The organism is Streptococcus sp. HMSC077F03, assembly GCF_001812375.1.
GTDB lineage: Bacteria > Bacillota > Bacilli > Lactobacillales > Streptococcaceae > Streptococcus > Streptococcus oralis_S.
This window is the reverse complement of record NZ_KV808797.1, coordinates 111,565-130,340: the sequence shown is the minus strand read 5'-3', so window position 1 is coordinate 130,340 and position 18,776 is coordinate 111,565. Positions and strand designations below refer to the sequence as shown.

At 40.7% G+C, this 18,776-nt stretch carries 21 protein-coding genes and 1 riboswitch; of the genes, 17 read left to right on the top strand and 4 right to left on the bottom strand.

All coding sequences use genetic code 11. The features are described from left to right. Window positions 1-13: 13 nt before the first annotated feature. Both HMPREF2853_RS07850 and HMPREF2853_RS07845 read right to left on the bottom strand, forming a co-directional pair. Window positions 14-1,813, bottom strand: coding sequence for an N-acetylmuramoyl-L-alanine amidase (locus tag HMPREF2853_RS07850; RefSeq protein WP_070535572.1), 1,800 nt, complete (start codon window positions 1,811-1,813; stop codon window positions 14-16). A 45-nt stretch (window positions 1,814-1,858) separates the two neighbouring features. Beyond that, window positions 1,859-2,767: a LysR family transcriptional regulator gene (locus tag HMPREF2853_RS07845; protein WP_001222585.1), complete on the bottom strand. Its 909-nt coding sequence runs from the start codon at window positions 2,765-2,767 to the stop codon at window positions 1,859-1,861. Between the two features lie 102 nt (window positions 2,768-2,869). Here HMPREF2853_RS07845 and HMPREF2853_RS07840 point away from each other — a divergent pair, with 102 nt between their 5' ends. The 3 genes from HMPREF2853_RS07840 to HMPREF2853_RS07830 all read left to right on the top strand — a co-directional run bounded on the left by HMPREF2853_RS07840 (window position 2,870) and on the right by HMPREF2853_RS07830 (window position 3,800). Further along, window positions 2,870-3,103, top strand: a complete 234-nt coding sequence (locus tag HMPREF2853_RS07840; protein ID WP_000646473.1) for a YqgQ family protein — start codon at window positions 2,870-2,872, stop codon at window positions 3,101-3,103. Further along, complete coding sequence (locus tag HMPREF2853_RS07835; protein ID WP_070535569.1) at window positions 3,100-3,480, top strand: rhodanese-like domain-containing protein; 381 nt, start codon at window positions 3,100-3,102, stop codon at window positions 3,478-3,480. The genes HMPREF2853_RS07840 and HMPREF2853_RS07835 overlap by 4 nt, the downstream gene beginning before the upstream one ends. 86 nt (window positions 3,481-3,566) lie before the next feature. Beyond that, window positions 3,567-3,800, top strand: a complete 234-nt coding sequence (locus HMPREF2853_RS07830) for a hypothetical protein (RefSeq protein WP_070535565.1) — start codon at window positions 3,567-3,569, stop codon at window positions 3,798-3,800. Window positions 3,801-3,840: 40 nt separating this feature from the next. On the opposite strand, the gene HMPREF2853_RS07825 is transcribed toward HMPREF2853_RS07830, so the two are convergent. Next, a complete protein-coding gene (locus HMPREF2853_RS07825; RefSeq protein WP_070535563.1) occupies window positions 3,841-4,566 on the bottom strand; it encodes a 16S rRNA pseudouridine(516) synthase in 726 nt (241 codons plus the stop codon). A 159-nt stretch (window positions 4,567-4,725) separates the two neighbouring features. Here HMPREF2853_RS07825 and typA point away from each other — a divergent pair, with 159 nt between their 5' ends. From typA to pyrE, 7 genes are all read left to right on the top strand, one after another. Next, window positions 4,726-6,567 carry a translational GTPase TypA gene (gene typA, locus HMPREF2853_RS07820; RefSeq protein ID WP_000164119.1) on the top strand — a complete coding sequence of 614 codons (1,842 nt, stop codon included), beginning with the start codon at window positions 4,726-4,728 and terminating at the stop codon, window positions 6,565-6,567. Window positions 6,568-6,586: 19 nt separating this feature from the next. After that, window positions 6,587-6,841, top strand: coding sequence for a DUF3165 family protein (locus tag HMPREF2853_RS07815; RefSeq protein ID WP_000639708.1), 255 nt, complete (start codon window positions 6,587-6,589; stop codon window positions 6,839-6,841). Window positions 6,842-6,958: 117 nt separating this feature from the next. Further along, entirely contained in the window at window positions 6,959-8,311 is a 1,353-nt protein-coding gene (gene murD / locus HMPREF2853_RS07810) for a UDP-N-acetylmuramoyl-L-alanine--D-glutamate ligase (protein WP_000863064.1), read from the top strand. Between the two features lies 1 nt (window position 8,312). Further along, entirely contained in the window at window positions 8,313-9,371 is a 1,059-nt protein-coding gene (locus tag HMPREF2853_RS07805; protein ID WP_000724804.1) for a UDP-N-acetylglucosamine--N-acetylmuramyl-(pentapeptide) pyrophosphoryl-undecaprenol N-acetylglucosamine transferase, read from the top strand. Window positions 9,372-9,380: 9 nt separating this feature from the next. Then, window positions 9,381-10,544: a cell division protein FtsQ/DivIB gene (locus HMPREF2853_RS07800; RefSeq protein ID WP_000031117.1), complete on the top strand. Its 1,164-nt coding sequence runs from the start codon at window positions 9,381-9,383 to the stop codon at window positions 10,542-10,544. Between the two features lie 245 nt (window positions 10,545-10,789). Beyond that, on the top strand, window positions 10,790-11,485 hold the full coding sequence (gene pyrF, locus HMPREF2853_RS07795) for an orotidine-5'-phosphate decarboxylase (protein WP_000333213.1): 696 nt from the start codon (window positions 10,790-10,792) through the stop codon (window positions 11,483-11,485). A gap of 39 nt (window positions 11,486-11,524) precedes the next feature. Beyond that, window positions 11,525-12,157, top strand: coding sequence for an orotate phosphoribosyltransferase (pyrE, locus tag HMPREF2853_RS07790; protein WP_000170887.1), 633 nt, complete (start codon window positions 11,525-11,527; stop codon window positions 12,155-12,157). Between the two features lie 50 nt (window positions 12,158-12,207). Here the strand turns inward: pyrE and HMPREF2853_RS07785 are convergent, their stop codons facing one another. Beyond that, window positions 12,208-12,831, bottom strand: a complete 624-nt coding sequence (locus HMPREF2853_RS07785) for a cysteine hydrolase family protein (protein ID WP_000483067.1) — start codon at window positions 12,829-12,831, stop codon at window positions 12,208-12,210. A 253-nt stretch (window positions 12,832-13,084) separates the two neighbouring features. Here HMPREF2853_RS07785 and HMPREF2853_RS07780 point away from each other — a divergent pair, with 253 nt between their 5' ends. From HMPREF2853_RS07780 to thiE, 7 genes are all read left to right on the top strand, one after another. Then, complete coding sequence (locus HMPREF2853_RS07780) at window positions 13,085-13,645, top strand: TetR/AcrR family transcriptional regulator (RefSeq protein ID WP_000111605.1); 561 nt, start codon at window positions 13,085-13,087, stop codon at window positions 13,643-13,645. A 173-nt stretch (window positions 13,646-13,818) separates the two neighbouring features. Next, window positions 13,819-14,133 (top strand): hypothetical protein, encoded by a 315-nt coding sequence (locus tag HMPREF2853_RS07775; protein ID WP_002880183.1) that lies wholly within the window; start codon window positions 13,819-13,821, stop codon window positions 14,131-14,133. A 20-nt stretch (window positions 14,134-14,153) separates the two neighbouring features. Beyond that, entirely contained in the window at window positions 14,154-14,459 is a 306-nt protein-coding gene (locus HMPREF2853_RS09980) for a hypothetical protein (protein ID WP_158086419.1), read from the top strand. Between the two features lie 160 nt (window positions 14,460-14,619). Continuing rightward, a complete protein-coding gene (lctO, locus tag HMPREF2853_RS07765) occupies window positions 14,620-15,756 on the top strand; it encodes an L-lactate oxidase (RefSeq protein WP_000120716.1) in 1,137 nt (378 codons plus the stop codon). Window positions 15,757-15,904: 148 nt separating this feature from the next. Continuing rightward, window positions 15,905-15,993, top strand: a riboswitch (TPP riboswitch). Between the two features lie 215 nt (window positions 15,994-16,208). Further along, window positions 16,209-16,877 (top strand): TenA family protein, encoded by a 669-nt coding sequence (locus HMPREF2853_RS07760; protein WP_070535560.1) that lies wholly within the window; start codon window positions 16,209-16,211, stop codon window positions 16,875-16,877. 277 nt (window positions 16,878-17,154) lie between these two features. Continuing rightward, window positions 17,155-17,937 (top strand): hydroxyethylthiazole kinase, encoded by a 783-nt coding sequence (gene thiM, locus HMPREF2853_RS07755; protein ID WP_033605927.1) that lies wholly within the window; start codon window positions 17,155-17,157, stop codon window positions 17,935-17,937. Window position 17,938: 1 nt separating this feature from the next. Continuing rightward, window positions 17,939-18,568 carry a thiamine phosphate synthase gene (gene thiE, locus HMPREF2853_RS07750; protein ID WP_033605926.1) on the top strand — a complete coding sequence of 210 codons (630 nt, stop codon included), beginning with the start codon at window positions 17,939-17,941 and terminating at the stop codon, window positions 18,566-18,568. Window positions 18,569-18,776: the final 208 nt, after the last annotated feature.

The window sequence follows — 18,776 nt, the reverse complement described above, 5'->3', positions numbered from 1 at the left end:
CGAGACTTTATTTTTATTTACCAGCGTAATATTTTTGGATCCCTTTCACAATGCCTGCGACTAGTCTATCTTGGTATCGATCATCACGAATACGTTGATTCTCAGTGAAATTATCCATATAACCAAGCTCTAGGAGTACGGCTGGTTTGGCTGTTTCGCGTAGTACGGCAAAACTACTTTCCAATAAGCCAGCATCCTTAGCTCCTGTTTCTGCTAGAAGAGAGGAGTGGATAGTAGCAGCGAGGCGTTTGCTTTCACTCATACGATCAGGGTGGTTGTGCCAGTATGGATTAATCTTACTTGGATAATCAGGTTCATTTCTATAGGAGTAGGTTTGAATACCGCTCGCTTTTGAGTATGCGCTACCAGTTGCATTGAAGTGAATACTGATAAAGATGTCAGAGTTGGTTTTATTAACCATACGAGAACGTTCGGTAACAAAGTCAACGTCAATATCGCTATCACGAGAGGTGAGGACCTTGTAGCCCAGTTCTTCTAACTTAGCGCGAAGTTTGCGGTAAATCTGCATATTTAGATCTTTCTCAGCGACATTGTAGTAAAAGGCACCAGAATCTTGACCACCATGTCCAGGATCTAGGAAGATGGTATTGCTGTATTGACCTTTTGTAAATCCACCTTCAGTTGAAACTTCAGAAATCCATTGGCCGTATTTTTGGAACAAGTGTTCCTTGCCGTCTATCTTGTAAGTCCCTGATACATAATGTCCACTATCGTCCAGATAGTAACGAGCCTTGTAATAGTCGTCGTAAATCCACTCATTCTTGGCCATATAACCGCCAGCCTTGAGGTAGTATGCCCCAATCCACTCCTGATTTGCATAACGGCCATCCGCTTTTAGATAGAACCAGCTATTGTAGGATTTATCAAAGATCCACTCTTTTTCCGCCATGGTTCCACTGGTTTTGAGGTAGTAGCTTCCTTTCCATTTGTCTGCTAACATTCCACCATTCTGGTCAAATGAGTACCAGGAACCCTGAATCTTTTGCCAGTTGTCTCGGATATATCTCCCTGATCCGTTCGCATAGAACCAAGTATCCTTGATTTTGACCCAGTTGTTTTCTGCCATAGCTCCACTCTGGTTGAAGAGGTAGCCCTTGAAGGTTGTCGCACTCAGCATTCCACCGTCTTTGTCAAAGTAGTACCAAGAACCGTTGATTTTCTCCCATTTATCCTGTGAGATCTTTCCAGAAGGAGCGACATAGTACCAAATTTGGTCTAATTTAGTCCAGCCCTTTTCTGCCATAGCTCCGCTTTTTGTGAGAAGATAGCCGTCAACGGCAGTGTTGCTGAGCATGCTTCCAGTTTGGTCAAAATAGTACCAGGAGCCGTTAATTTTTTTCCAGGTGTTCTGAGCTAGTCGTCCAGAGGAATCAGCATAGTACCATTGATTGTCCAGTTTGGTCCAGCTATTTTCTGTCATGACACCATCTTGGTCAAAGGCATAACCTTTGTAGACAGTAGAATGAAGACGATTACCATCTTGATCGAAGTAGTACCATTTGCCTTGGATTTGTTTCCAGTTTAAAGCAGGCTTATCATCTTGGTAAAAGCGCCAGTGGCGATTTTCTTGGTACCATCCTTCTTTTTGGGGCTTGTCTTCTTGCACATCTACTTTCGGAAGAGTTTCTGATTTAGAGTTTTCCTCAACACTCGATTCTTTCTTTTCTTCTTTGGCAATTGCTTCCTTGACAGCAGATGTGGATTGAGTTGTGTTTTCTTCTCCTAAGACGGATGCGGGTGCTAATCCTGCGATTGAAAGGATTAAAGCACTGGTCAGTAGTATCTTTTTCACTTTCTATTTCCTAACTTTTTCTTTTTCCCTTTTTCATTTTTCCTATTAACTATCGAATTGAACTTCTTCTAGTAAGTATTCGATAAAGCGTTCGCCCATCTTAGACAGGCTGGTTTTTTCATGCTGGATATAGACTAGTTCAATCGGGTCGTCAATGTCCAGTGGAATGGAAACGATATTGTCTCCGTTGAGGTTACTGTTCAAAATCCCTGTTGCAATGGTGTAACCATCCAAACCAATCAAAAGGTTAAAGAGGGTGGCACGGTCACTGACTACGATGGATTTCTTGTGGTGCTCTTGTGAAAGAATCTCCTCTGAAAAGTAGAAGGAGTTGTGCGTCCCCTGGTCATAACTCAGATAAGGGAAGTCTTCCAAATCAGCCAGTTTGACCTTATCTTTTTTAGCTAGAGGGTTGGTCTTGCTGACAAAGATATGGGGTTGAGCGGTAAAGAGGTGGTGCGCTAGCAGGTGGTTATCATCCAGCATTTTCGTTAAAACATCGCGGTTGTAGCTGTTTAAAAAGAGGACACCGACCTCGCTACGGAAGTTCTTGACGTCATCGATAATCTCCCAAGTCCGAGTTTCACGAAGGAAAAGCTCGTATTTCTCCATATCACTTTTCTTGAGCAAAGAGACAAAGGCATTGACTACAAAAGCATAGTGCTGAGAGGAAACGCTGAAAAGTTCGCGGTGGGCGACAGGATTTTTATAGCGTTCTTCCAGAAGCTGAGTTTGCTCAACGACCTGACGGGCATAGGAGAGAAACTCCATCCCATCACGAGTCAAGGTAATGCCCTTGGGATTGCGGATAAAGATTTCAATACCCATTTCATTTTCCAAGTCTCGAACAGCATTAGAGAGACTGGGTTGGGTGATAAAGAGCTGCTTGGCTGCCTCATTCATAGAGCCAGTTTCGACAATTTTGATAATATAGTGTAGTTGTTGAATTCTCATGTTTTTATTGTACCACACTTGCGGAAGAATGGGCAATGAAGACGAAGAAAATAGGGGGAAAGAGCTGGTCCAGTATTGAAAAAAAGTCTAAAATCTGTTAGAATGAAAGCTATGAAAACATTCTATGATGTGCAGCAATTTCTCAAACAGTTTGGCATTATTGTTTACATGGGGAAGCGCTTGTATGATATTGAACTGATGAAGCTCGAACTCTCTCGGATTTATGATGCAGGTCTGATGGACAAGCTAGACTATCTAGAGGCGGAAGCTGTTCTTCGTAGAGAGCACAAGATAGAATTAGACTACATAGAGAAAAATGGAGATAAGAACTTATGACAATTTGGGTTTTGTGGGGAATCGTATTGGCGATGGTGGCATGGATGGGGTATAACTACCTTCGTATTCGTCGTGCGGCTAAGATTGTGGACAATGCAGAATTTGAAGCCTTGATTCGGAAAGGGCAATTGATTGATGTCCGTGAACCAGCAGAATTTCACAGAAAACATATCCTCGGAGCTCGCAATATTCCTTCAAATCAGTTGAAGTCAAGCCTTGCAGCCCTTCGCAAGGATAAACCTGTCCTTCTCTACGAAAATCAACGCGGACAACGAGTGACCAATGCAGCACTTTATCTGAAAAAACAAGGTTTCTCTGAGATTTATATCCTTTCTTATGGGTTGGATTCTTGGAACGGGAAAGTCAAGACTAGCTAACATTCTGTTAAAAACTGTCGAATGATAGATAAAGCTAGCATTTTATGGTATCATCATTTATATTAATTTTAAGGAGATTTTGTAATATGAATTCACAACAAAAGAAAAAACCTTCACTTATTTTAGGTATCTTATCTATCGTCCTTGGTTTGCTATCGCCAATAGTGGGTCTGATTTTGGGGATCATAGGATTGGTCTTGGCTTTTTTATACCAAAAAGAATCTGGACTGGACTATAAAACAGAAAAAATTCTCAATATCGTAGGACTTGTAGTTTCTGTTCTTAACTGGATTCTAGCAATCGCAATAGTTTTTAGATAAGCAAAAAACAAAAAAGCTTTAAATATAAAGCTTTTTTGTTTTATCGACTCATCTCTAAATAGTTTTTAATGATTTCCAATTCCTCTGGATTCAAGGAACGGTATTGTCCTTCTGCTAGTTCTGGGTTTAATGTAAAGTCACCGAATTGGACGCGTTTTAGGGCAGTCACCTTGACACCAACTGAGAGGAACATTTTTTTAACCTGATGAAATTTTCCTTCTGAGATGGTGATGGAGGCCCGGCTCTCTGTTGGGCTTGAGGACAGAATTTCGAGCTGAGCAGGTTTACAAGTGGTCCCGTCTAAAAAGACAATCCCATCTTTGAATTTTTGGATATGTTCTGGTGTGAGCAGTCCGTTGACCACCACTTGATAGGATTTATCGACATGGTACTGGGGATGAAGGAGCTGAAAACCAAGAGGTCCATTGTCTGTCAGAAGGAGCAGTCCCGTCGTGTCACGGTCTAATCTGCCGACAGCATAGAGCTGGTCAGACTGGATGTCAGGTGGAAGGAGGTCCATGACGGTTGGTAGGTCCTTATCCTGACTGGCTGTCACCACTCTACCTGGTTTATGAAGCATGAGGTAGGTGTGCTTGTATCCTTGGATTTGTCGTCCTTGAAAAACTAGTTTCTGCAATCCAGTATCGACATTTTGAGCGAGGGAGTTGGCTGGACAATCATCTACTAGGATTTCTTTTTTCAGGAGTGCCTGTTTCATAGCCTTGCGACTGATCATTTCTTGGGCTAATAATCTATCTAAACGCATACCAGCTTATCTTATCATAAGTCTCTGACTTTGAAAAGAGTTGCCTTGACTAGAAAAGTAGAGTGAAAACATTTACACTTAGCTGAACTGTGATTTTTGAATGAGACTGTGGTATAATTGTTCAGTTAGAAATAAAAATTTAAAATATTAGAGGAAATCATGACAAAATTAAGAGAAGATATCCGTAACATTGCGATTATCGCCCACGTTGACCACGGTAAAACAACCCTCGTTGACGAATTATTGAAACAATCTGAAACTCTTGATGCACGTACTGAATTGGCAGAGCGTGCTATGGACTCAAACGATATCGAAAAAGAGCGTGGAATTACCATCCTTGCTAAGAATACAGCCGTTGCTTACAATGGAACTCGTATCAATATCATGGACACACCAGGACACGCGGACTTCGGTGGAGAAGTTGAGCGTATCATGAAAATGGTTGACGGTGTTGTCTTGGTCGTAGATGCCTACGAAGGAACCATGCCACAGACTCGTTTCGTATTGAAAAAAGCCTTGGAACAAGACCTTGTTCCAATCGTGGTTGTCAACAAAATCGACAAACCTTCAGCTCGTCCAGCAGAAGTAGTGGACGAAGTCTTGGAACTCTTCATCGAGCTTGGTGCAGATGATGACCAGCTTGATTTCCCAGTTGTTTATGCTTCAGCGATTAACGGAACATCTTCCTTGTCAGATGATCCAGCTGATCAAGAAAAAACAATGGCGCCAATCTTTGACACCATTATCGATCATATCCCAGCTCCAGTAGACAACTCAGATGAGCCTTTGCAGTTCCAAGTGTCACTTTTGGACTACAATGACTTCGTAGGTCGTATCGGTATCGGTCGTGTCTTCCGTGGTAGTGTGAAAGTTGGGGACCAAGTTACCCTTTCTAAACTAGATGGTACAACGAAGAACTTCCGTGTTACAAAACTCTTCGGTTTCTTTGGTTTGGAACGTCGTGAAATCCAAGAAGCCAAAGCAGGTGACTTGATTGCTGTTTCTGGTATGGAAGATATCTTTGTTGGTGAGACGATTACACCGACAGATGCAGTTGAGCCTCTTCCAATCCTACACATCGATGAGCCAACTCTTCAAATGACTTTCTTGGTCAACAACTCACCATTTGCTGGTAAAGAAGGTAAATGGGTGACTTCTCGTAAGGTGGAAGAACGCTTGCAAGCAGAATTGCAAACAGACGTTTCCCTTCGTGTTGACCCAACGGACTCACCAGATAAATGGACTGTTTCAGGACGTGGAGAATTGCACTTGTCAATCCTGATCGAAACCATGCGTCGTGAGGGTTATGAGCTTCAAGTATCTCGTCCAGAAGTTATCGTAAAAGAAATCGACGGTGTTAAATGTGAGCCATTTGAACGTGTTCAAATCGATACTCCAGAAGAATACCAAGGTTCTGTTATCCAAAGCCTTTCTGAACGTAAGGGTGAAATGTTGGATATGATTTCAACCGGTAATGGTCAAACTCGTTTGGTCTTCCTTGTTCCAGCGCGTGGTTTGATTGGATACTCAACTGAGTTCTTGTCAATGACTCGTGGTTACGGTATCATGAACCATACCTTTGACCAATACTTGCCATTGATTCCAGGTGAAATTGGGGGACGTCATCGTGGTGCCCTTGTTTCCATCGATGCTGGTAAGGCAACAACCTATTCAATCATGTCTATCGAAGAACGTGGAACCATCTTTGTCAACCCAGGTACTGAGGTTTACGAAGGAATGATCATCGGTGAAAACTCTCGTGAGAACGACTTGACAGTTAACATCACTAAGGCCAAACAAATGACCAACGTTCGTTCTGCAACCAAGGACCAAACAGCTGTTATCAAGACACCACGTATCTTGACACTTGAAGAGTCTCTTGAGTTCTTGAATGACGATGAGTACATGGAAGTAACGCCTGAGTCTATCCGTTTGCGTAAACAAATCCTTAACAAGGCAGAGCGTGAGAAAGCCAACAAGAAGAAAAAATCAGCTGAATAAGAGCTAGAAAGAGATAAAGATGATCTATTTAATCATAGGGATACTCTTATTACTACTCTATGTATTTGCGACACCTCAAAGTATTAAAGGAACAGTCAACATCGTTATCTTGGTCTTTGTAGTTGTTGCACTCTTGATTTTGCTGATGTTGTCCATCTTGCAAATCTTCCAATTACCGACAGAATTCTTTGTCACAATCGCCATGCTGGCCCTAGCCTACTTTAGCTTGAGAGACATTACGCTCATGTCTGTAAAAAAGAGCAGAAGAAGATAAATAGAAAGAGAGCTATGGCTCTCTTTTTCTATGCTAGAATGAAGGCTAGAGCATTTTCGTTTAGTATTATTTCCATAAAAATGGTAAAATAGTAGGAGTAGAAATGGAGTTTGAGACATGAAAGTAATCGATCAATTTAAAAATAAGAAAGTTCTTGTTTTAGGTTTGGCTAAGTCTGGTGAGTCTGCGGCCCGTTTGTTGGACAAGCTAGGAGCTATTGTGACAGTAAATGACGGCAAGCCTTTTGAGGAAAATCCAGCTGCACAAAGCCTACTGGAAGATGGAATCAAGGTTGTCACTGGTGGGCATCCTTTGGAGCTCTTGGATGAAGATTTCGCTCTGATGGTGAAAAATCCAGGTATCCCGTATAGCAATCCCATGATTGAAAAGGCATTGGCAAAGGGGATTCCAGTCTTGACTGAGGTGGAATTGGCTTATTTGATTTCGGAAGCACCAATTATCGGTATCACTGGTTCAAATGGGAAAACCACTACAACGACGATGATTGGGGAAGTTTTGACTGCTGCTGGTCAACGCGGTCTCTTGTCAGGGAACATCGGCTATCCTGCTAGTCAAGTGGCTCAAACTGCAACAGCCAAGGACACGCTCGTCATGGAACTTTCTTCTTTCCAACTGATGGGTGTCCAAGAATTCCATCCTGAGATTGCGGTTATTACCAACCTCATGCCAACTCATATCGACTATCATGGTTCTTTTGAAGAGTATGTGGCAGCTAAGTGGAATATCCAGAACAAGATGACAGCGGATGATTTCCTTGTATTGAACTTTAACCAAGACTTGGCAAAAGAATTGGCTACTAAAACACAAGCCACTGTTGTTCCATTTTCAACACTTAAAAAGGTTGATGGAGCCTATCTTGCAGATGGTCAACTCTATTTCCGTGGCGAAGTGGTCATGGCAGCTAGTGAAATCGGTGTTCCAGGTAGCCACAATGTAGAAAATGCCCTTGCGACTATTGCTGTAGCCAAGCTCCGTGGCGTGGACAATCAAACCATCAAGGAAACTCTATCAGCCTTTGGAGGTGTCAAACACCGTCTCCAATTTGTGGATGAAATTCAGGGTGTCAAATTCTATAACGATAGCAAGTCAACCAATATCTTGGCTACTCAAAAAGCCTTGTCAGGATTTGACAATAGTAAGGTTATCTTAATCGCAGGTGGTTTGGACCGCGGCAATGAGTTTGACGAATTGGTGCCAGATATTACTGGGCTCAAGAAGATGGTTATCCTCGGTCAATCTGCAGAACGTGTCAAACTGGCAGCGGATAAGGCTGGTGTGGCTTATGTAGATGCGACAGATATTGCTGATGCGACCCGCAAGGCTTATGAGCTCGCGACTCAAGGAGATGTGGTTCTCCTCAGTCCTGCCAATGCTAGCTGGGATATGTATGCTAACTTTGAAGTACGTGGCGACCTCTTTATCAACACAGTAGCGGAGTTAAAGGAATAATATGAAAAAAATTGTCTTTACAGGTGGGGGGACGGTTGGACACGTCACCCTCAACCTTTTGTTAATGCCTAAGTTCATCGAAGACGGCTGGGAAGTCCACTATATCGGGGATAAACACGGAATCGAACACCAAGAAATTCTCAAGTCAGGCTTGAATGTGACCTTTCACTCCATTGCGACTGGGAAGTTGCGTCGTTATTTCTCTTGGCAAAATATGCTGGACGTGTTTAAAGTTGGTTGGGGAATTGTCCAATCCCTCTTTATCATGTTACGACTGCGTCCACAGGCTCTTTTTTCAAAAGGAGGATTTGTCTCTGTACCGCCGGTTATCGCAGCGCGAGTGTCAGGAGTGCCTGTCTTTATTCACGAATCGGACCTGTCTATGGGCTTGGCCAATAAAATTGCCTATAAATTCGCAACTAAGATGTACTCAACCTTTGAGCAGCCTGTTAGTCTTGCAAAAGTTGAGCATGTGGGAGCAGTGACCAAGGTAACAGGCCAAGAGGCGCCAGAACCAGACGAATTGGTGAATATCCAAACCCACTTTAATCCTAAATTGCCAACGGTATTGTTTGTTGGTGGTTCTGCAGGAGCTCGTGTATTTAACCAATTGGTGACTGATCATAAGCAAGAACTGACAGAGCGCTACAATATTATCAATCTCACTGGAGATTCTAGCCTCAATGAGTTGAGTCAAAATCTCTTTCGTGTTGATTATGTGACGGATCTCTATCAACCCTTGATGGAGATGGCAGATGTGGTGGTGACGCGTGGCGGTGCCAATACGATTTTCGAACTCTTGGCCATGGCAAAACTCCATCTCATCGTACCATTGGGTCGTGAAGCAAGTCGAGGAGACCAGATTGAAAATGCAGCCTATTTTGTTAAGAAAGGCTATGCAGAAGAACTTCAAGAAAGTGACTTGACCTTGGAAAGTTTGGAGGAGAAACTCAGTCACTTGCTTAGTCACAAAGATCAATACCAAGCTAGCATGAAGGCTTCGACTGAATTGAAATCTCTTGCAGATTTTTACGATCTATTAAGAAAAGACCTAGCATAAGGAATATCAATGTCAAAGGATAAGAAAAAAGAATCAAACCCCAAGCAAGAATTGTCTGAATGGCAGAAACGAAACCAGGAATACCTGAAGAAGAAGGCTGAGGAAGAAGCTGCCCTAGCTGAAGAGAAGGAAAAGGAAAAACAAGCTCGTAAGGAGGCCAACTCGAAACTACTGGAGGAATCCAAGAAATCATCGAGTGAGTCAGTTGAGGAAGCCTCAAGTCCAAGCAATGAACCATCCGAAAAAGAAGAAAAATCTCAAAAGGATGCCCCTAAAGTCAAAGAGGAAAAAGAGAAGAAGAAAAAAGAAAAACCCAAAAAACCAGAGAAACCAGCCAAGCCTAAAATTGCGCCTGTTCATATTTGGCGAGCTGTGAGTATCTTGGTACCCAGTGTCCTGGTCCTTCTTCTTTCAGTCTATCTATTGACTCCACTTTCGACCATCAAAAATATCGAGGTTAAGGGAAATAGTAACACGCAGGCAGATGACATCAAACAGGCTTCTGGGATTCAAGATAGCGACTATACTTTAGCTCTATTGTTGGATAAGGAAACATACGCTGAGCGAATCAAGTCCAATCATTGGATAGAATCAGCGAAGATTAACTATCAATTTCCGACTAACTTTACGATTGAGGTCAAGGAATTCGATATTGTCGGTTATTATGTGTCTGGTGAAGAACATTATCCTATTCTGTCTAGTGGTACAGTAGAGTCAACTCCTGTTGATCGCTTAAACTTGCCTGAGACTTATCTGACAGTTACCTTTAACGATGAGCAGCAGGTGAAAAAGCTGATAACAGGATTGTCTACCATCAGTGAGGATATCAAGAGTCAAATCCAGAAAATCGAATTAGCGCCGAGCAAGGCAACAGCAGATCTTTTAAAAATTACCATGCTGGATACAGATGAGATTTTGGTTCCCCTCTCAGAATTGAGCAAGAAATTGCCTTATTACAGCAAAATCAAGCCACAATTGTCTGAACCGAGTGTAGTCGATATGGAAGCTGGAGTATACAGCTATACGATAGCGGATAAATTGATAGAAGAGGCTGAGGAAAAAGCCAAACAAGAGGCTAAGGAAGCTGAGAAGAAAAAACAGGAAGAAGAAAAGAAAAAACAAGAAGAACAAGGAAATCAAAGCCAAACGAGCCAGCAATCACAGAGTCGTTAGACTAACTTTTCCTCTTGGTTTTGAATGGTATAGAAGTCTAGTTTCGAGTTTTTGCTTGACAAGTCCTACTATAAATAATAGAATAGAAAAAAACCTTTAAAGCAGTCCAGAGAGGCAGCTAAGGTTAGACGGTGAAAGGGTGGAGACTACCCATTTTTCGTGGAACCTTGCTGTTGGCAGGTTCCTTTTTTCGTGGTTTATTTTTGACCATACTCTCTTGCTCGTAAAGGTAAAAGGAGAAAGGTATGTGTGAACATCGTCCAGTTATTGCTCTTGATTTTCCTATTTTTGAGGCGGTCAAGGAATTTTTATCTCTTTTCCCAGCAGAAGAAAGTCTTTATTTAAAAGTGGGAATGGAGCTTTATTATGCGGAAGGTCCAGAAGTTGTCCGTTATTTGAAGTCACTAGGGCATAGTGTCTTTTTGGACCTCAAGCTACATGATATTCCCAATACAGTCAAATCTGCTATGAAGGTCTTATCTCAGCTTGGTGTGGACATGACCAATGTTCATGCTGCTGGTGGTGTGGAGATGATGAAGGCTGCGCGTGAAGGTCTTGGAAAAGAAGCAAAATTGATTGCTGTCACTCAATTGACTTCAACTTCTGAAGAACAAATGAGAGACTTTCAAAATATCCAAACCAGTCTTCAAGAATCGGTCATTCACTATGCCAAGAAGACAGCTGAAGCGGGCTTGGATGGTGTCGTTTGCTCAGCTCAGGAAGTGCAACTCATCAAGCAGGCCACCAATTCAGATTTTATCTGTTTGACACCGGGAATCCGTCCAGCGGGAGCTGCGGTTGGAGACCAAAAACGTGTCATGACGCCAGCGGATGCTTATCAAATCGGTAGTGACTATATCGTAGTGGGACGTCCCATTACCCAAGCTGAGGATCCTGTTGCAGCTTATCATGCTATCAAGGATGAATGGAACCAAGACTAAAATTAAAGAAATAGATTATAAAAACAAAAGGAGAAGACTATGACACTTGCTAAAGATATCGCTAGCCACCTCTTGAAAATTCAAGCCGTTTACCTCAAACCAGAGGAGCCTTTCACTTGGGCATCTGGCATCAAATCGCCGATTTATACGGACAACCGTGTGACGCTTGCCTATCCAGAAACTCGTAGCTTGATTGAAAATGGTTTTGTGGAAGCTATTAAAGCAGAATTTCCAGAAGTAGAAGTGATTGCAGGAACAGCGACAGCAGGGATTCCACACGGAGCTATCATCGCTGACAAGATGAACTTGCCTTTTGCCTACATCCGTAGCAAACCAAAAGACCACGGAGCTGGTAACCAAATCGAAGGTCGTGTGGCTCAGGGGCAAAAGATGGTTGTTGTTGAAGACCTCATTTCAACTGGAGGGTCTGTTCTTGAAGCCGTAGCAGCTGCTAAACGCGAAGGAGCAGATGTGCTTGGAGTTGTAGCGATTTTCAGTTATCAATTGCCAAAAGCCGATAAGAATTTTGCGGATGCTGATGTGAAATTGGTGACACTTTCTAACTACAGCGAACTCATCCACCTAGCCCAAGAAGAAGGTTACATTACGCCAGAAGGACTCGACCTCCTAAAACGCTTTAAAGAAGACCAAGAAAATTGGCAAAACGCCTAAAACATAGAAAATCAGGTAGTCACTAGGATTACCTGATTTTGTTTTTAATACTAAAGTTGAGCGATAACTTCCTCAGTTGTCAAAACTTGGTTGGCAATGTAGCCGTAGTTTGTTAGTGCAGCTTGGTAGGCTTCTTCACCTGGAGCACCGACAGCATCGTTAACAACAATGACATTGTAGCCTAATTCTATGAGTTCACGCATGTGTGAATCCACGCAGAGATTAGCATTCATACCAGCCAAGATGACGGTGTCGATACCATTTTTGCGGAGTTGAAGGTTAAGGTCGTTGCTTTCTGGGCCAAAGATTTTATGTCCGTTGACAACAATAGTATCTTCATCCAAAAATGGTTTAATCTCTTCAATCATATCTGCTCCAGAGCCTTCTGGAATTGCTGAATACTGGCTATCACGCCAAAACATTTCGTTTTCAATCATCATCGTTTCACCAGCAGCTTTAAATTGCCACTTGTGATCGTGTGGATAGAAGTAGTGCGGTGAGATAAAACGCTTGTAGCCACGCTCTTTAGCAAGAGCGAAAAGCTTTGTCAGATTTTCAATAGTATTAACTTTTTCAAGAACATCTTTAGTTGCTCCGAATCCTTTACCAGTAGATTTTAAGAATTCAACTTGCGGGTCTGTGATAACAAATGCGACATTTTTCTGATTGAACATGAGGTTCCTCCTAATATGATTTGATTAACAGCCAATAGGAATTTAGACTGTTAGTTTGATGATTTTCCAAATGGTAGTTTTAGTTACATACTGACCGTTCGGTACAATTATAATAACATCTAGAATTGAATTTGTAAATCAATTTGCTCAGAACAAAAATTTTAATGATAAAACAGTGGCAAAAGGAGGTGATTTCAATGGTTTGGTCCCAGACTCTGAATATGCTATAATAGTAAAAAAGAGAGGTGAGCAGATGAGCGTTAAAGAGCGTATTTTACAAAGTGCTGAGGAATTGATTTATCAGAAGGGTTATGATGCCACCTCCATCAGTGACATCATGGAGGTGGCTGATGTTGGCAAGGGGCAGCTTTATTATTATTTCAAATCTAAGAAGGAAATTGGTTTGACGGTCATTCAAGATATTTTAGCAAAGTGGCGAAAAGAGCTTTTTGAAGATATTTTTGAAGCAGACAAGTCTTACAGTGACAAGTTTTCGGATATGATTGACTGGGTTTGTCAATTTCATGAAAGTCAGACAGTCTTTTATGGTTGCCCAATTGGTAATCTGATTGTGGAATTGTCCACAGAAGATGAGAACTTCCGCTGTCCTCTCAATGATTTTATGACCCAGTGGACAGAGAAGTTAGCCAGCCTCTTGCAAGACCTGCATGCTGACTGGTCAGAAGAGCGGGCGCAGTTGCAGGCCCGTCAAGTCATCTCCAGTATTCAAGGCAGCATTGTCATTCTCAAAGTCAGCCAAGACATCCAAGTTTTAGAAAATAATATGACGGATTTGAAAAAGAATTATTGTTAATTTTTAGCCGAAGAATTAAAAGTATGTTAATTTATAGATTGTGGTTAAGAGGTAAGAATGACAACAGATATTAAAACTGAAATTGGTCATAGAGTAAGACAGGAACGTGAACGTCACAAATTGATGAGAGAAGAGGTCTGTGGACAGAAGCTGACTTAATAATCAAACAGCTGATGCGTACTGAGCTTGGGCAATCCTTGCCAACAATTACTAAGTTACAATATTTATCTAAGCGATTAGAAGTTCCGATAGATACTTTTCTTGAAAATAAAGAACTAGCTCTTCCTGAGGAAGAGTTGCTGAGTCTAGACTTGATTGAAAGAATATTAGACTTGATAAGAACAGGGACAGGTAGTTTCGCTGAAGATATTTTTGATGATTATTTTAAGCAAGTAACACTAAAGCAAGTTTACACATTCAATGATTTACTATTAATTGATTATTTTGCTATGCAATGTCAAGACTTGATTTATAGAAGAGAGCATTAGATGATTTTAGGATTAAGTTGTTGAAACAGCAATTAGTTAGTGATGAAATGTATAATGTAGAGCTACTATCAGTTCTTTGTGCCATAGCGGGTGTTTATGTTGTTCATAATGACTATAAGCATATGATATCTCTAGTAAAAAAGATGAATGAAATTTTATCAGTAACAATGTTGCAAGTCTATAAACCTGGAATTTCAGTATTTGAAGCTAAGTGCTATCTTTATTTTGAAAATGATAAAAATAAAGCAAAGGAACTTTATCACTCAGCAACTATACTAGCTGAACAATTTGATGATAAAGTATTAGAAAATGAAAAGATTATTTGAATTTCCATAACTTAAGAAAGTTCATCATTTTTAATTATCGCTGTAAAATGATTGAAAGTATGAAATTTCCAAACAAAATATTTGAAAAATTTTGAAAAAAGAGTTAGAATATTTTTTGTAATATACAAAGTAAACGCTTACTTATCAAGGAGGACATTTTATGTCATACAAAACAAGCAATGCAGAAGGTCATGTAGATTTCATCAATACCTATGATTTGGAGCCAATGGCGCAACAAGTCATTCCTAAAGCTGCCTTTGGTTATATCGCTAGTGGAGCAGAGGATACTTTCACTTTACGCGAGAACATCCGTGCCTTTAACCACAAACTCATCGTTCCTCATACGCTTTGTGATGTTGAAAATCCAAGTACAGAGATTGAATTTGCAGGTGAAAAATTATCTTCACCAATTATTATGGCACCTGTTGCGGCTCATAAATTGGCAAATGAGCAGGGGGAAGTAGCTACTGCGCGTGGTGTGCATGAATTTGGTTCTCTTTATACAACCAGCTCTTACTCTACCGTTGACCTTCCAGAAATTACGGAAGCTCTTCAAGGGACACCTCATTGGTTCCAATTTTACTTTAGTAAGGATGACGGGATTAATCGCCATATCATGGACCGTGTGAAGGCTGAAGGCTACAAAGCGATTGTCTTGACGGCAGATGCAACTGTAGGGGGGAATCGTGAGGTCGATAAGCGCAATGGTTTTGTCTTCCCAGTTGGTATGCCAATTGTTGAAGAATATCTGCCAGAAGGTGCTGGAAAATCAATGGACTTTGTTTACAAGTCAGCTAAACAACGCTTGTCTCCACGCGATGTCGAATTTATCGCTGAATATTCTGGTCTTCCTGTCTATGTCAAGGGACCACAATGCCGTGAGGACGTTGAACGTTCGCTTGCTGCGGGAGCTTCAGGTATCTGGGTAACCAACCACGGTGGCCGCCAAATTGACGGTGGGCCAGCTGCCTTTGACTCACTTCAAGAAGTAGCAGAAGCAGTTGATAAACGTGTGCCAATTGTCTTTGACTCTGGTGTTCGTCGCGGTCAACACGTCTTTAAAGCCTTGGCTTCAGGAGCAGACTTGGTAGCCATTGGTCGCCCTGTGATCTATGGTTTGGCTCTCGGTGGTAGTGTTGGTGTGCGTCAAGTCTTCGAGCACTTAAATGCAGAACTGAAGACAGTCATGCAATTATCTGGAACTCAGACTATTGAGGATGTCAAACACTTCAAACTCCGTCACAACCCATACAATCCAACCTTCCCAGTTGACCCTCGTGACTTAAAATTGTATTGATAAAGAAGACGGCCTCCACCTTATGTGGAGGTTTTTCTTCGTGTATAGAAAGATTAAATCGTTATTAGAAACTATATAAATATATTTTCCAGTCAAATATCTTGCTAGGGCTTTCAAATTCTGTTATACTGGTCCAGTAATTAAATAATAAAGACATTTGGGGTGCTTTAGGCTGAGATGATACCCATTGAACCTGATACAGTTAATACTGGCGAAGGGAAATGTGAAAAGGTTTTTTCGTATGTCGAAAAGAACTGTCTAATCTTGTAAGGTAAACTCTAATTCTCGTTTGTAATTGGAGTTTTTTTGTTTATCAAAAGAGGATAGGCTTGACGGCAAGTCTTTTGGCAGCTCTCCTTGAATGCCCCACTTTTCTTTAAAAAGGTCAAGTAAAACTAGAATTTTCTTGGTATTTTGTTGATTACGAACGAGTAAAGAGAGGAAAAGTAAATATGGAAACACAAGACTATGCATTTCAGCCGGGTTTGACCGTTGGAGAATTATTAAAAAGCAGTCAGAAGGATTGGCAGGCTGCAATCAATCATCGTTTTGTTAAGGAACTTTTTGCGGGGACAATTGAGAATAAGGTCTTAAAAGACTACCTGATTCAAGATTATAATTTCTTTGATGCCTTCTTATCCATGCTGGGTGCCTGTGTAGCTCACGCAGACCAGCTTGAACCCAAACTTCGTTTTGCCAAGCAACTAGGCTTTCTTGAAGCAGATGAAGATGGTTATTTCCAAAAGGCTTTCAAAGAGTTAAAAGTAGCAGAGAATGACTATCTAGAAGTGACCTTGCACCCTGTAACAAAAGCGTTTCAGGAGCTAATGTATTCTGCTGTGACTTCATCAGACTATGCTCATCTTTTGGTCATGCTGGTCATTGCAGAAGGTCTCTATTTAGACTGGGGTTCTAAAGAATTGGCTCTACCTGAAGCCTATATTCATTTAGAATGGATCAATCTCCACAGAGGTCCTTTCTTTACAGAGTGGGTTCAATTTCTGGTTGACGAACTCAATCGTGTCGGGAAAGGTAGAGAAGATTTGACAGAACTTCAGCAACGCTGGAATCAAGCAGTTGCTTTAGAATTAGCCTTTTTTGATATTGGTTATGATGCCTAGAGAAGGTTCAGGATACTGACAAATTTGACGAGGTAATTCTCTTCGAAAATCAAATTCAAACCATGTCAGCTTCACCTTAGATTATATATGTGACTGACTTCGTCAGTCTTATCTACAACCTCAAAGCAGTGCTTTGAGCAGCCTGCGGCTAGCTTCCTAGTTTGCTCTTTGATTTTCATTGAGCATAAATCATTCAATGTAAAAAAAATTTCTTAACGAAAGATAGAGATAAATCGAAATCAGTAGATCGTATAAAGTGAAAAGGAAGGATTTCAATATGACAAGTTTAAAATTATTAAAAGAAAAAGCACCATTAGTAATCTGTATCACCAATGATGTTGTAAAAAACTTTACAGCAAATGGATTAGTAGCACTGGGTGCCTCACCAGCTATGAGCGAGTACCCAGCAGACTTAGAAGATCTATTAAAATATGCTGGAGGATTATTGATTAACATTGGGACTTTAACGGATAATAATTGGAAGCTGTACCAAGAGGCACTAAAAATTGCTGAAAAATATAATGTTCCTGCAGTTTTAGATCCTGTAGCCTGTGGAGCAGGAGAATATAGAAAAAAAGTAGCAGATGATCTAATCAATAATTACAAACTGGCAGCGATTAGGGGAAATGCTGGCGAGATTGCCTCTTTAGTAGGAATAAATGTGGCATCTAAAGGAGTAGATAGTGCAGGCGTAGATAATATTGATGAAATTGCTCTAGCAGCAAATAAAAAGTTCAATATTCCAATAGTAGTAACAGGTGAAGTGGATGCCATTGCGGTTAATGGAGAAGTTGTAACGATTCATAATGGTAGTGCCATGATGCCAAAAGTTATTGGGACAGGATGCTTATTAGGTGCTGTAGTAGCAAGCTTTATCGGACTTGAAAAAGGTCAAGAATTGAAATCATTAGAAACAGCAATGTTGGTTTACAATATCGCTGGAGAAATGGCAGAAAAACGTCCAAATGGGCATCTTCCTGGAACATTTAAAGTTGAATTTATAAATGCCTTATACGAGATTACAGACGAAGATGTAAAGGAATTCAAAAGAGTGAAGTAAGATGTTTCATAAAGAATTACTAAAACTATATTTTATTTGTGGAACGACTACTTGCCAAGGAAAAGATATATATAGAGTCGTTGAGGAAGCCTTAAAAGGTGGTATAACCTTATTTCAATTCCGTGAAAAAGGTGAGGGAGCCTTAGAAGGTAAAGAAAAAGTCGAATTAGCAATTAAACTACAGGATCTTTGTAAAAAATACAATGTTCCGTTTATTGTTAATGATGATATTGATTTGGCAATGGAAATTGATGCTGATGGTGTACATGTAGGACAGGATGATCTTGGTGTTGATGAAATTAGAAAATTGATGCCAGATAAAATAATTGGTCTTTCTATAAAAAACGAGGAAGAATTTCAACAATCAAAAGTTGAATATGTAGATTATGTTGGTGTTGGTCCTGTATTTGATACCCAGTCAAAAGATGATGCTGGTGGTGCTATAGGTTATGAAGGTCTTAAATTGATGAGAAAACTATTGCCACAAATTCCCTTAGTTGCAATTGGTGGGATACAGACGCAACATATTAAAGATATTATGAAGACCAATGTTGACGGCGTTTCAATCATTTCAGCAATATCGTATGCAAAAAATATAGAAAAAACTGTTCGGGAAATGAGTGAACAATAGGCATCAATTTTTCCTTGGATTCTGAGGGAGTAGGATTTTCTTTTTTCTAAAAAGATATGTCCAGATTCAGTTCAAATAGCTAATCCATCAAATAAGTCATTTATTTTTTGCAAAAGAAAGATCTGCTGTCTTTTTGAGTACAAGGCTGTATTTCCAGTTCAATTCCTTGAACTAGAATAAATCGTCTGTTAAAATAATTATATAATTA